This window comes from Streptomyces sp. SID9727 (assembly GCF_010550605.1).
In the GTDB taxonomy this organism is placed as follows: Bacteria; Actinomycetota; Actinomycetes; order Streptomycetales; family Streptomycetaceae; genus Streptomyces.
Genome location: NZ_JAAGNI010000113.1, coordinates 1 through 12,403, shown reverse-complemented (window position 1 = coordinate 12,403; position 12,403 = coordinate 1). Strand labels below are relative to the sequence as shown.

Sequence of the window (12,403 nt, the reverse complement as noted above, 5' to 3'; positions counted from 1 at the left end):
ACGGTGGGGGCTGCGCCCTCGGCCTACCGCCCCGTAGGCTGGCCATTGGACTAGACCTATTGCTGCTTCCTGGAGGATTGGGTTCCCATGAGCAACCGTGCAGTCCTGGAGGTGATCGCTCTCGACGCGGAGGACGCGGTCGCCGCCCAGGCGGGTGGTGCGGACCGGCTTGAGCTGGTCACCGACATGGCGGCGGACGGCCTCACCCCGTCCTGTGCGACCTTCGCGGCGATCCGCGCCGCGGTGGACATTCCGCTGCGGGTGATGCTCAGGGTCGCCGACGGCTTCGCGGCCGGTGACATCGAGATACTCGTACGCAAGGCGCGCGAGCTGCGGGCCGAGGGGGCGGACGAGTTCGTGCTCGGCTTCCTGGACGCGGACGGGAGCCCGGACCTGGTCGCGGTCGAGCGGCTCGTGGCCGTGCTGGACGGCTGCCGGTGGACGTTCCACCGGGCGATCGACCGGGCCGCCGACCGGGACGCGCTGCGCAAGGCGCTCGCGGACCTGCCGGGTCTTGACACGTATCTGACGGCCGGGGCGGCGGCCGGGGTGGACGCGGGGATACCCACGTTGGTGGCCGAGGCCGGGCGGGCGGGCGAGCCGGGGTACGAGCCGCGGATTCTCGTGGGGGGCGGCTTGCGGCTGGAGCACCTGCCGGCGCTCCTGGACGCGGGGATCGACGCCGTCCACATCGGGGGCGCGGCGCGGCCTGGGGGCTGGGCCGGGCCGGTGGACGCGGATGCGGTGCGGGAGTGGCGGGCGGTGCTGGACGCGTAGCTCCTCGGGGCGGAGGGCCTGCCGCGCCCCGTCGCGCGCCGCGGTCCCGGGGGTGCTGCCCCCGTGCCCCGCTCCTCAGGCGCCGGAGGGGCTGACGGCGCCGGTGCCGGACTGGGCGGGGCGGCCCGCCGAGTCCGGCCTGTCATGACCCTGGCGCAACCGGCGTCCCACGTCCCACAATGGCCTCGCGGTGATGGGAACGCTCCCATGGCGCGCCTCCCCGGCATGCCCGTTCGCTGTGGGAGCGCTCCCATCATTCTTCCGTCCCCACGACGAAAGGCCCCTGGTGAAAGCCTCCCCGCCGCCCTCCTCCGTCCGGCGCAGACGCCGTGCGCTCGGTGTCCTGGCCGTCGCCGCCCTCTGCGGCGGCATCCTCACCGCACCCGGTGCCGTCGCCGCCGACGACGACCCCGCTCCGGAGCAGATCACCAACGGTGACTTCTCCGCGGGCACCGCGCCCTGGTGGTCGACGGCCAACGCGCCCGTCGCCGTCGTGGACGGGCGGCTGTGTGCCGACGTGCCGGGCGGGACCGCCAACCCGTGGGACGCGATCATCGGGCAGAACGACATCCCGCTCGTCGCGGGTGAGGCGTACACGCTGTCGTACACGGCGAGTTCGACCGTGCCGCTGTCCATCCACACGAACGTGCAGATGGCGACGGAGCCGTACACCACCGACCTCTCCGCGACCGATCACATCGGCGCCGAGGCGACCGCCTACACGCACGTGTTCACCGCCGCCGCGGACCTGGACGGGGCGCAGGTGGCCTTCCAGGTCGGCGGGGGCGCGGAGGCGGCGACCTTCTGTGTGGACGACGTGTCGCTGCGCGGGGGTGCCGAGCCGCCCGTCTACGTGCCCGACACCGGGTCGCCGGTCCGCGTCAACCAGGTCGGCTACCTGCCCAAGGGGCCCAAGACCGGCACGCTGGTCACCGACGCGACCGATCCCCTCCCGTGGACGCTGAAGGCGGCCGGCGGGGCGACCGTCGCGAGCGGGACGACCACGCCCGGCGGCGAGGACCCGACCTCGCGGCAGAACGTGCACACCTTCGACTTCAGCGACGCCACCGCCACCGGCGACGGCTTCACGATCGAGGCGGACGGGCAGGTCAGCGAGCCCTTCTCGATCCGGGCGGACCTGTACGACAGCCTCCGGTCCGACTCGCTCGCGTACTTCTACCAGAACCGCAGCGGCATCGCGATCGACGCGGACCTGGCCGGCGAGGAGTACGCGCGCCCGGCCGGGCACCTCGGAGTCGCGCCGAACAAGGGCGACACGGACGTGCCGTGCCAGGCGGGCGTCTGCGACTACCGGCTCGACGTGCGCGGCGGCTGGTACGACGCCGGGGACCACGGCAAGTACGTCGTGAACGGCGGTATCGCGGTCGCCGAGCTGATGGACACCTACGAGCGCACGCTGACCGCCGACGGCGCGGAGTCCGCCGAGCTGGGCGACGGCGCGCTGCGGGTGCCCGAACACGGCAACGACGTGCCGGACATCCTGGACGAGGCGCGCTGGGAGCTGGACTTCCTGATGCGCATGCAGGTCCCGGCCGGGGAGCCGCTGGCGGGCATGGTCCACCACAAGGTGCACGACGCCAACTGGACCGGCATCCCGATGCGCCCCGAACTCGACCCGGAGCAGCGCGAACTGCACCCGCCGACGACCGCCGCGACCCTGAACCTGGCCGCGACGGCCGCCCAGTGCGCCCGCCTCTACGCCCCGTTCGACGCGGAGTTCGCGGCCAAGTGCCGTACCGCCGCCGAGACGGCGTGGGCCGCCGCGAAGGCGCACCCGGACGTGCTCGCCAGCCCGGCGGACGGCGTCGGGGGCGGGACGTACGAGGACAACGACGTGCGCGACGAGTTCTACTGGGCCGCCGCCGAGCTGTTCACCACGACCGGCAAGGACGCGTACCGGCAGGCGCTGCTGGACTCGCCGCTGCACGGTGACGTGGACGCGGCCTTCCCCGCCGACGGCGGCATCTGGTGGGGCGGCACCGCCGGACTCGGCGTGCTGACCCTGGCCACGGTCCCCAACGACCTGACGGCCGCGCAGCTCGCCGGCGTACGGAACGTCGTGACGACGGCCGCCGACCGCTACCAGGCGCAGACCGAGGACCAGCTGTACGGCGTGCCGTACGCGCCCAAGGGCCAGAACTACGCCTGGGGATCGAACAGCCAGGTCCTGAACAACATGATCGTGCTGGCGACGGCCGCCGACCTCACCGGTAAGACCGGTTACCGCGACGCCGTGCTGCGCGGCGCGGACTACCTGTTCGGGCGCAACCCGCTCAACCAGTCGTACGTCACCGGCTACGGCGAGCGGTACTCGCAGAACCAGCACCACCGGTTCTGGGCCCACGAGTCCGACCCGTCCCTGCCGCACCCGCCGGCCGGGTCCCTCGCGGGCGGCCCCAACCTGACCGCACCGACCTCGGGCGACCCGGAGGCCGCCTCGAAGCTCAAGGGGTGCGCGGCGGCGATGTGCTACCTGGACGACAACGGCTCGTACGCCACCAACGAGGTCGCCATCAACTGGAACGCCCCGCTCGCCTACATCGCCTCCTACCTGGACGACGCGGGCGACGCCACGGGCCCGGAGCGCTCCTGCGAGGTGAGGTACTCCTCGCACCCGTGGAGCACCGGCTCGACCACCACGGTCACGGTGAAGAACACCGGCACCGAGCCCGTCACCCCGTGGTCGCTGACCTGGCTGCTGCCCGGTGACCAGAAGCTCAGCCACACCTGGAGCGCCGAGATCGGCCAGTACGACAGGACCGTGACGGCGACCCCGCTGTCCTGGAACCGGACGATCGCGCCCGGGGCCTCGGTGGACTTCGGGTTCAACAGCAGCCGCACGGGTCCGGCGGCCGACCCGGGCACGGTGAAGCTGAACGGGCGGGCCTGCACCGCCGGATAGACCGGGCGGGGGCGGGGGTGGACAACGGTCCCCCCGCCCCCGTTCACTTCCCGGCTACGCCAGCTCCTCCGGCAGCGGCGCCGAGTGAAGCACCGTCAGGCCGGAGACCGCACGGGTCAGCGCCACGTACAGGCGGCGCAGGCCCGTGCGTTCGTCCGGTTCGCCGTCGACCACGGCGGCCGGTTCGTCCAGCACCACGTAGTCGTACTCCAGGCCCTTCGCCAGCGACGCCGGGACCAGGGTCAGCCGGGTCTCGGCGGTCGTCTCCCGGCCGGGCGAGAGGTACGTGTGACCGGCCGCCGTCAGCGCGTCGGCCAGGGCGGGGACGCGGGCGTCGGCGGCGATCAGGCCGATCGACCCCTCGTGCGTCAGGGACTCCTCGCAGGCCGCGACGACCGCCGCGTCCAGGTCCGCCACCTCGCGCACGGACAGGGAACCCGGCGACTCACGCACCGACTCCACCGGCGCCAGCCCCGGCGAGATCACCGGGAGCAGCCGGGAGGCGTACGCGATCACGTCGCGCGGCACGCGGAAGCCGGCCGTCAGCTCCTCCACCACCGCGTCCGCCTTGCCCAGGTGGCTCAGCGCCTGCTCCCAGCTCTGCGTCGACCACGGCGTCGTGCCCTGCGCCAGGTCGCCGAGGACGGTCGCCGAACCGGTCGAGCAGCGGCGGCCGACCGCGCGGTACTGCATGGGGGAGAGGTCCTGCGCCTCGTCGATCACGACATGGCCGAGCGAGTGCGTACGCGACACCAGGTCGGCCGCCTCGTCGATCAGCACCGCGTCCGCCGCCGACCACTTGGCGGTCTTCACGCTGCGGGCCGGTTTGGTCCAGAGGATCGCCTTCTGCTCGTCCTCGGTGAGCAGCCCCTCCGCGTGCTCCGCCAGGAACTCCGCGTCGGACAGCAGCCGCAGGACCAGTTTCGCCGGGTCGACCGCAGGCCAGATCGCCTTGACCGCCGCCTTCACCGCCGTGTTCCGGGCCACCGCGTTCTGCACCCGGTCGTCGGGCGCCTCGCCCGCCTGCTCCATCCGCACCAGGACCGCGTGCGCGATGCGCTGCGGCAGCGCCTCGTGCGCGGCGCCGTAGCGCATGTCCCGGGCCAGCAGCTCCTGGACCATCTCCTCGATCTCGTACGCCGGAACGCGCCAGCGCCGCGAGCCGCGCACCACCATGACCGGCTCGGCCGGCGGCGTGACGTGCGAGCGCAGCGCGCGCCGCAGCACCTCCGCCATGCGGGCGTCGCCCTTCACGACGGCGGCCGGGGCCTCGTCCGCGCCCCTGACCTCGATCTGCGCGGTCACCAGGTCCTCGACGGTCGCCTGCTTGACCTCCAGCTCGCCGAGGGCCGGGAGCACCTGCTCGATGTAGTGCAGGAACGAGCGGTTCGGGCCGACGACCAGGGTGCCGGTGCGGGCCAGGCGCTCGCGGTGCGCGTACAGCAGGTACGCGACCCGGTGCAGGCCGACGGCGGTCTTCCCGGTGCCGGGGCCGCCCTGCACGCAGACCGTGCCGCCCAGCCCGCTGCGGACGATCTCGTCCTGCTCCGGCTGGATCGTCGCCACGATGTCCCGCATGGGGCCGACGCGGGGGCGCTCGATCTCCGCCTGGAGCAGCTTGCTCGTCTGCTCCGCCTCGGCCGGGTCGGTGAGGTGCTCGTCCTCGTACGCGGTGAGGTCGCCGCCCGTGTAACCGAAGCGGCGCCTGCGGCCGACGTCCAGCGGGTCCTTGCGGGAGGCCCGGTAGAACGGCTGGGAGACCGGGGCGCGCCAGTCGATCACCATCGGGTCGCCCACGGCGTCGTGCACGTGGCGGCGCCCGATGTAGAACTGCTCGCCCTCCGCGCCCTCGGCCTCCTCCGCCCCGACGACGTGCAGGTAGTCCAGGCGCCCGAAGAACAGCGGGGTGTGCGCCAGGTCCGCGAGCGACTTGATCCGCTCGTCGATCTGCGCCTGGAGCACGGCCGCGTTCACCCAGTTCGCGGTGACGTCGCGGATGTCGAGGTTCTGGGCGTCCTCCCGCATGGCGCGCAGCGCGGCGCGGGACGCCGCGAGATGGGCGCGCTCATGGGCGAGGGGGTCGGTGGTGGTGTCGCTCTCGAATTCGTGCGCGGGCACGGTGTTGCCTCCGGCATTCAACGCAGGACGGCGGACCGCGGCTCGCCTCCGGCGCTTGCGGGGCGTGTGCGGTCCGCTCGGGGATCGATCGTGCGTACGGTTGTCGGCCGGTTTCCGTCCGGTCGGCGGCGCTCCCCCGGCTGCCGGTAGGGCCCCCTCCGGGGCCGCCGGTACCACGGTGCGGGAGGCGGGCAGACCGGGGAGTGTACCGGCGGGCGGAGGGTGGGCGCGAATGGTTTTACGGGGGCGTGGTCGTCCCTCCCGTAGGGGACGCCGTGCGACCGGAGGTGTACGCGGGCGGCGTCGGGCTTCCGTCTGCGGGGCGACGCCCCGGCGCACCCGTCCGGAGCACCATGGACACATGAGCACCGTCACCCTTGACCCGAGCAGGACCGGCGCCACCGCGGCCCCCGGTCACCCCCACAACCGCGCCTCCGGCGCCCTGCGTGCCGTGAAGGTCTTCGCGCAGGCCGCCTTCGGGGTCGTCGTCCTCGGCGAGTACGCGGAGGAGGCGGGGGTGCGGCGACGCTGACCGCACCCCCGCGCCCGCCTCAGCTCTCCGACAGCAGCTCGTCCGCGTCCACGATGCGGTACGCGTAGCCCTGCTCGGCCAGGAACCGCTGGCGGTGCGCCGCGAAGTCCTGGTCGATCGTGTCGCGTGCGACGACCGAGTAGAACCGCGCCTCATGCCCGTCGGCCTTCGGCCGCAGCACCCGGCCCAGGCGCTGCGCCTCCTCCTGGCGCGAACCGAACGTCCCCGACACCTGGATGGCGACCGTCGCCTCCGGCAGGTCGATGGAGAAGTTCGCCACCTTCGACACCACCAACACGTTCAGCTCGCCCTGCCGGAACGCCTCGAACAGCTTCTCGCGCTGCGCGTTGCTGGTCTCGCCCTTGATCACCGGGGCGTCCAGGTGCTCGCCCAGCTCGTCCAGCTGGTCGATGTACTGCCCGATGACGAGTGTCTGCTCGCCCTTGTGCTTGCGCACCAGCGCCTCGGTGACCTTCCGCTTCGTCGCGGTCGTCGCGCAGAACCGGTACTTCTCCTCGGCCTCGGCGGTCGCGTACGCGAGGCGCTCCGAGTCCGTGAGGTTGACCCGGACCTCGACGCAGTCCGCCGGGGCGATGTAGCCCTGCGCCTCGATCTCCTTCCACGGCGCGTCGAACCGCTTGGGGCCGATGAGCGAGAAGACGTCCGACTCGCGGCCGTCCTCGCGGACCAGGGTCGCGGTCAGGCCGAGGCGGCGGCGGGCCTGGAGGTCGGCGGTGAACTTGAAGACGGGGGCGGGGAGCAGGTGCACCTCGTCGTAGACCACGAGGCCCCAGTCGCGGGAGTCGAACAGCTCCAGGTGCGGGTAGACGCCCTTCCGGCGGGTGGTCAGCACCTGGTAGGTGGCGATCGTGACCGGCCGGATCTCCTTGCGCGTCCCGCTGTACTCGCCGATCTCGTCCTCGGTCAGCGAGGTCCGCTTCACCAGCTCGTGCTTCCACTGGCGGGCGGAGACGGTGTTCGTCACCAGGATCAGGGTGGTCGCCTTGGCCTGCGCCATCGCGCCCGCCCCGACGAGGGTCTTGCCCGCGCCGCAGGGCAGTACGACGACGCCGGAACCGCCGTGCCAGAACCCGTCGACGGCCTGCTGCTGGTACGGGCGGAGCGCCCAGCCGTCCTCGTCCAGCTCGATCGGATGCGCCTCGCCGTCCACGTACCCCGCGAGGTCCTCGGCGGGCCAGCCGAGCTTGAGCAGCGTCTGCTTGACCTGGCCGCGCTCGGAGGGGTGCACGGCGACGGTGTCCGGGTCGATCCTGGCCCCGACCAGGGGCTGGACCTTCTTCGACCGGAGGATCTCCTCCAGCACGGGCCGGTCCGTCGTCGTCAGGACGAGCCCGTGCACGGGGTGCTTGGACAGGGTGAGGCGTCCGTAGCGGTCCATCGTCTCGGCGATGTCGACGAGCAGCGCGTGCGGTACGGGGTAGCGGGAGTGCGTCACGAGCGCGTCCACGACCTGCTCGGCGTCGTGCCCGGCCGCGCGGGCGTTCCACAGCCCGAGCGGGGTCAACCGGTACGTGTGGATGTGCTCGGGCGCCCGCTCCAGTTCGGCGAACGGCGCGATGGCCCGACGGCAGGCGTCGGCCTGCTCGTGGTCGACTTCGAGGAGGAGCGTTTTGTCGCTCTGGACGATGAGGGGTCCGCTCACGCGCGTGGGCCCTTTCGGCTCGGGGGAAACCTCCAGTGTGCCGCATGCGGGGGCGGTGTGTCGTGGGCCCGGACCCCACGCGTGTACAGGCTCAGGAACTCCTCAAATCCCCAGCGCCCCCGCGTCCTGGGCGATATACACGTTCTCCCGATGGCGAGTGAACGCAGGGAGCGGGCTATGGAGATCGAACTGGCGGCCCTGGCGGGCCAGGCGGCGTCGACGCTGGTGGACGGCCTGGCGACGGCCGGGTGGGAGCGCGCCCGGCAGGCGCTGGCCGATCTCTGGAGCCGGGTGCAGCCCGACCGGGCGGACCGGGTGGCGGCCGATCTGACGGACGCCCGCGCGGCCGCGCTCACGGCACGGAGCACCGGCAACGAGGTGCTGGAGCAGGGCCTCGTCACCGAGTGGGCGGCGCGGCTGCAGCAGCTGCTGGCCGCCCATCCGGAGCTGGTGCCCGAACTCCGGCGCGTGATGGACGAACTGCGGCCGGCCGGGGCCGAGGACGCGGCCCCGCGGACGGTCACCATGAAGGTGCAGGCGTCCGGCCGCTCCCGCGTCACGATGGCCGGGCGGGACGTCAACATCACGAACGGGTGATCGCTTGAGTTACGCGGGAGGGGACTCGGACGACGCCGACGACGGCGGCATCCGGATGGACGCCCGGGCGTCCGGGCGGGCCCGGGTCACGATGGCCGGCCGGGACGTCAGCAGCACCTACTTCGTCAGCGTCTCGTCCGCGGTCGTCCTCGCCCTCGCGGGCCTCGTCGTTCTGGTGGCCCTCTGGCAGCCGTGGCAGAAGCCGGGCGGGGGCGACGACGACAAACCCGCCTCCGTGGTGTCCGAGCCCGTGTCCCGGCCGCCGCACCGGGACCCGCCGCCGGACAGCCGGGACGACGAGGAGGAGCCGGATGCGGACGGGACGACCTCCCCGCCGACGCCCAGCCCGTCCCCCACCCCCACGCCGACCCCCACGCCCGACCCGCCGAACCCCGTCGACCTGGCGTTCGCCTCGGTCCGGGCCGGCACCTGCCTCAACGTGTTCGACGCCGGCTGGGGCAAGCTGAACCACGACCGGCCCGAGGCCGTCGACTGCGCGGCGAGCTACGCCTTCACACAGGTGACCATGGTGACCACGGCCGCCGGCAACTGCCCCGAGGGCGCGGGCCGGCGCAGCTGGGGACACGTCAACTCCGACGGTTCCTCCGTCGCCCTGTGCCTGGACCGGCGGTTCGCCTCGGGCCAGTGCTTCCCCGCCTCCCTGACCAAGCAGGCGGACGGGAGCATCAAGGGCACCGGGATGCTGTTCACCGTCTGGGGGTGCGACCAGACCAAGGTTCCGAAGGGGCAGAACGCGCTCATGGTCATCACCGCGCTGGTGAGCGACGGCCAGTGCCCGCAGCGCACCGGCCGCAAGACGCTCAGCTGGACGGTCTTCAGCGGTTCGCGCACGCTGTGCGCGGTGCAGGTGCAGAGGTGAGCGTGCCCGCACCACGGCGTCGGCCCGGACGGGCCGGTACCGCGCGCCCTACTCCGCCAGCTCCGCCACGCCCGTGATGCGGTGGAGCGGGTACGTGCGGATCTCGTCCGCCGTGTGGTCGTACGCCGTGACGTAACCGCCCTCCACGCGGACCGGGGCGATCACGCGCTGGCTCGCCGCGCCGTCCGCGTTGACGTAGCCGATCCAGACCGCGGAGCCGGTCATCGCGGCGGCCTGGACGGTGACCAGGGTCTCCGCCGGGGTGGTGCGGGGCAGCGCGCCGGGCGGGGCGGCGGGTCCGGCCTCCGGCCGGGCCTTGACCACCGTCGCCGCGTCGTCCCCGGCCCGGATCGCCCGGACCGCCGCGCCGAGCAGCGTGGTGTCCGGCACCGGCGGGCCCTCGGGGACCGGGGCGGGCGCGGAGCGTGGCGGGGTGCGGTGGGCGCCGGCCCGGGTGATCAGGACGTCGCCGTCGGCGGACTCCGCGGCGGGGGCGTACCCCATCTCGCGCAGTCCGTCGAGCAGGGACGCCGGATCGGCCCGCGCCGCCAGCACCGTCGGCGCGATCCGGCGCAGCCGCAGCGCGGCGGACCGCTTGTCGGCCAGGATCTCGCCGAGCACGGTCTCGTCGTCGCACCGCACGTACGAGGACGCGGCGCCGATCCGGAGGTGCCCGTGGCGGCGGGCCACGTCGTCGATGAGGTAGCTCAGCGGCTGCGGCACCGGCGTCCGGCTGTGCGTGGCGAGGAAGGCGTGCAGGTCGGCGGCGGTCCGTCCGGCGTCGAGGGCCCGGCGTACGGACCCGGGCGTGAAGCGGTACACCGTCGCCCCGCCCTTGGACTCGACGTCCGCCAGCGTGCCGAGCATGTCGGCCAGCGGGCGTTCCAGCGGACCGGGCGCGACGGCCGTCAGGTCGGCCTGGAGCAGGACGTGGTCCAGGGGCTCCGGCAGCAGCGGGGCGAGCAGGGCGGCGGCCTTCGCGGGCCCCTCGGCGAGCAGGGCGCGGGTCTGGGCGGCGAGCGCGCCGCGCCCGGTGATGCCCAGGAGCTCCGACTCGTTCAGCGTCCACAGGGCGATCCGGGACCGCAGATCCGTGGTCCCCTCGGAGGCGGCGGCCCCGCGCAGCGGACGCTCCCAGCGGAGCCGGGCGAGCACGGACTCGGGGTCGGGCGCGGTGCCGGCCGGCAGCGCGTCGAGCAGGGCCAGGACCCGGTGGCGCACCTCGGGCGCGGCGGAACGGTCCAGGTCGGAGCCGAGGGCGGACAGCGCCCGCCCCTTCGCGTCCTGGCCGCCGACCAGGCCGGAGGTCCGGGTGGCGGTGAGCCAGGCCGTGGCGAGGGAGATCCAGCGCTCCTGCGCGGGCAGGTCCAGCCACTCGTCGGACGCCGGCGTCGGCGCGTACCGCTCGTCCGCCTCGCCGTCGGAGGCCAGCAGCCCGGCCGCGTACGCGAGTTCCACCCAGAACGCGGCGACGGGCTCCGGGACGTCCAGGGCGGCGGCCGTCTTCCGCAGTTCGCGGACGCTCAGCCCGCCGGCGCGCAGGACGGCCGGGCCGCCGCCGTTCCAGTGCTTCAGCAGCTCCTCGACGGTGGACACCGCCAGGAACGCCTGCCCGGCCGCCGCGCTGTCCACAGCCTGTGGATCGCGTTCGGCGGCGGCGGTCACGGCCGGCGGCCGGGGCTCCGGCGTCCGGTGGGCGCGCCCGGCCCGCAGATGCAGCGCCGCCTCGCGCGGCAGCACGACGGTCCGGGTCGAGACGGGCAGGAGCAGCCCCCGGTCCCGCAGCCACGTCACGGGCGGCGCCGGATTCGGTGTCACCTCCCCGTACGGCGGCCCCCACACGAGCCGGTCCAGGACCGCCAGGGCCTCCGTCGGCGCGGTGTCCAGCAGCTCGCCCATCCGGGCCCGGTCGGTGAACAGCCCGGTCAGGGCCGCCACCGCGGACACCGGGTCGTGCGTGGCGGACAGTCCGGCGGCGGCCAGGATCTCCTGGAGCCGGCCGGGGGACATGCCCGCGGTGGCCTCGGCGACGGTCGGCCCGAGACCGGTGGGGGAGGGGTGCTGGGGCGACGGAGACAGCAGCTCCCGCGCCGTGCGCACGAGCCGCAGCCGGTCGTCCTCGCCCCACACGAGCGCCTGCTCGCGCAGGGTCCCGACCGCGCCGGGCAGCGCCGCCACGATCGCGGCGCCCACGTCGTCGCGCTGTTCGCCGTCGTCCTGCCCGTCCCCGGTCAGCAGCCCGAGCAGCGTCTCGTACGGCGCCGGGTCGGGCGCGACCGCGAGCGCCTCGGCGGCCTGGAGCGCGAACCGGTCCAGGCGTTCCAGGGCGCGTACGACGGACGCACGGGTGCCCGCGCGCGTGGCGAGCTGCGTGATGTCGCCCGGCACGGGGGAGAGGAGATCGGGCCGCGCCCGCAGCAGCCCGGCCAGTGACTCGTCGTCCCGGGCGCGCAGTGCCTCGGCGAGCGTCCGCGGTGGTGTGGTCGTCCCCATCCGACCCACGGTAGCCGCTCCGGACAGCCCTGAGGGCGCTACCGTCGGTGCAGGCCGTGGCGGGGAACCGAGGGGAAGCGACGCGTGGGGATCGAGAGCGACCAGCTCGTCTACGACTACCTGAGCCGGGTCGGCGACCTGGCCCAGCGGCAACAGCTGCCGTCCGGCGCCCGGATGAGGCTGGTGGCGGAGCTCCGGACGGAGATCGACCGCCGGCGCACGGCCCAGCGGGCGCACACCCCGGGCCAGGTCCGCCGCATCATCGGCACCCTGGGAACCCCGGACGAACTGGTCGCGGCGGCGGCCCGGGCGGGGGCGTCGGAGCCGCCGGAACCCCCGGAAATCCCCGAACCGCGCCGCGCGCGTCTTCCGGGCCGGGACCCGGGCGCCGACGCCCCGCGCGGCCCGGGCAAGGGCGCT

Annotated in this window: 8 protein-coding genes and 1 pseudogene; 6 read left to right on the top strand and 3 right to left on the bottom strand. The window is 74.2% G+C overall.

The genetic code is table 11. The features are described 5' to 3' along the window. Positions 1–87 precede the first annotated feature (87 nt). Both G3I41_RS06965 and G3I41_RS06960 read left to right on the top strand, forming a co-directional pair. Positions 88–777, top strand: coding sequence for a copper homeostasis protein CutC (locus G3I41_RS06965; RefSeq protein ID WP_164399421.1), 690 nt, complete (start codon positions 88–90; stop codon positions 775–777). Positions 778–1,063: 286 nt separating this feature from the next. Next, positions 1,064–3,700, top strand: coding sequence for a glycoside hydrolase family 9 protein (locus tag G3I41_RS06960; protein ID WP_164399420.1), 2,637 nt, complete (start codon positions 1,064–1,066; stop codon positions 3,698–3,700). A gap of 54 nt (positions 3,701–3,754) precedes the next feature. On the opposite strand, the gene G3I41_RS06955 is transcribed toward G3I41_RS06960, so the two are convergent. Beyond that, entirely contained in the window at positions 3,755–5,818 is a 2,064-nt protein-coding gene (locus G3I41_RS06955; protein ID WP_164399419.1) for a UvrD-helicase domain-containing protein, read from the bottom strand. Between the two features lie 361 nt (positions 5,819–6,179). On the opposite strand from G3I41_RS06955, the gene G3I41_RS36310 reads away from it, so the two are divergent. Beyond that, positions 6,180–6,350: a hypothetical protein gene (locus tag G3I41_RS36310; protein ID WP_203600378.1), complete on the top strand. Its 171-nt coding sequence runs from the start codon at positions 6,180–6,182 to the stop codon at positions 6,348–6,350. A gap of 19 nt (positions 6,351–6,369) precedes the next feature. Here G3I41_RS36310 and G3I41_RS06950 read toward each other — a convergent pair whose 3' ends face one another. Further along, on the bottom strand, positions 6,370–8,013 hold the full coding sequence (locus G3I41_RS06950) for a DNA repair helicase XPB (RefSeq protein ID WP_164399418.1): 1,644 nt from the start codon (positions 8,011–8,013) through the stop codon (positions 6,370–6,372). Between the two features lie 177 nt (positions 8,014–8,190). On the opposite strand from G3I41_RS06950, the gene G3I41_RS06945 reads away from it, so the two are divergent. Continuing rightward, positions 8,191–8,610 (top strand): hypothetical protein, encoded by a 420-nt coding sequence (locus G3I41_RS06945; RefSeq protein WP_164399417.1) that lies wholly within the window; start codon positions 8,191–8,193, stop codon positions 8,608–8,610. A gap of 4 nt (positions 8,611–8,614) precedes the next feature. Beyond that, complete coding sequence (locus G3I41_RS06940) at positions 8,615–9,490, top strand: hypothetical protein (protein WP_164399416.1); 876 nt, start codon at positions 8,615–8,617, stop codon at positions 9,488–9,490. 48 nt (positions 9,491–9,538) lie between these two features. Here G3I41_RS06940 and G3I41_RS06935 read toward each other — a convergent pair whose 3' ends face one another. Beyond that, entirely contained in the window at positions 9,539–11,983 is a 2,445-nt protein-coding gene (locus G3I41_RS06935) for a helicase C-terminal domain-containing protein (protein WP_164399415.1), read from the bottom strand. An 84-nt stretch (positions 11,984–12,067) separates the two neighbouring features. On the opposite strand from G3I41_RS06935, the pseudogene G3I41_RS06930 reads away from it, so the two are divergent. Beyond that, positions 12,068–12,403 (top strand): annotated as a pseudogene (locus G3I41_RS06930) (hypothetical protein); the annotation flags it as partial.

Excerpts from the sequence above, each read along its gene's own strand:
- G3I41_RS06965 (WP_164399421.1), top strand. The coding sequence starts at position 88 with ATGAGCAACCGTGCAGTCCTGGAGGTGATCGCTCTCGACGCGGAGGAC.
- G3I41_RS36310 (WP_203600378.1), top strand. The coding sequence starts at position 6,180 with ATGAGCACCGTCACCCTTGACCCGAGCAGGACCGGCGCCACCGCGGCC.
- G3I41_RS06945 (WP_164399417.1), top strand. The coding sequence starts at position 8,191 with ATGGAGATCGAACTGGCGGCCCTGGCGGGCCAGGCGGCGTCGACGCTG.
- G3I41_RS06935 (WP_164399415.1), bottom strand. The coding sequence starts at position 11,983 with ATGGGGACGACCACACCACCGCGGACGCTCGCCGAGGCACTGCGCGCC.